The following is a 944-nucleotide window of genomic DNA, read 5'->3' as shown; positions in this document are numbered from 1 at the left end:
CTGGTACTGCTTACCCAATTGATCGTGAACAACTGGCGCATAATCTTGGTTTTCACCGTGCTACGCGTAACTCACTCGATTCGGTATCGGATCGTGACCATGTGATGGAACTGATGTCTGTCGCTTCTATTTCTATGCTGCACTTGTCACGTCTCGCGGAAGATATGATTTTCTACAACTCAGGTGAGTCGAACTTCATTGAGTTGGCAGATACAGTGACGTCTGGCTCGTCATTGATGCCACAGAAGAAAAACCCAGATGCGCTAGAGCTCATTCGTGGTAAGACTGGTCGCGTGTACGGCGCACTTGCTGGCATGATGATGACAGTCAAAGCCCTGCCACTGGCGTACAACAAAGACATGCAAGAAGACAAAGAAGGCTTGTTCGATGCGCTTGATACATGGAACGACTGTATGGAAATGGCAGCGTTGTGTTTCGATGGTATCAAGGTTAATGGCGAACGTACGTTAGAAGCTGCGAAACAAGGCTACGCCAATGCCACAGAATTAGCGGACTACTTGGTCGCGAAAGGCATTCCTTTCCGAGAAGCGCATCATATTGTCGGTGTAGCTGTCGTTGGCGCGATTGCCAAAGGTTGTGCACTGGAAGAGTTGTCATTGCAAGAGCTGCAAGAGTTCTCTGACGTCATCGACAACGATGTGTACGACATCCTAACGATTGAGTCTTGTCTAGAAAAACGTAGCGCGCTTGGTGGCGTGTCACCAAAACAAGTCGCTTATGCCGTTGACCAAGCGGACAAGCGTTTGGCGCAGCGTGATAGTTCGGCCGTTAAAGTACGTCCTGCACGTTTAACGGATATCGAAACGCTTGAGGGCATGGTTGCGTACTGGGCGAATATGGGCGAAAACTTACCTCGTTCTCGTAATGAACTCGTTCGCGACATTGGCTCATTTGCCGTTGCTGAACATCATGGTGAAGTGACT

At 49.2% G+C, this 944-nt stretch carries 1 protein-coding gene; it reads left to right on the top strand.

Going from position 1 to position 944, the window contains the following annotated elements; all coding sequences use genetic code 11:
- Nucleotides 1-944 (top strand): argininosuccinate lyase (gene argH / locus R7040_RS25095; protein ID WP_318097372.1); only part of this gene is annotated, 944 nt, incomplete at both ends.

It is taken from the genome of Vibrio sp. 1069 (genome assembly GCF_033340555.1).
Note: the sequence above shows the minus strand (reverse complement) of the source record. Positions and strands in the feature narration are given on the sequence as shown.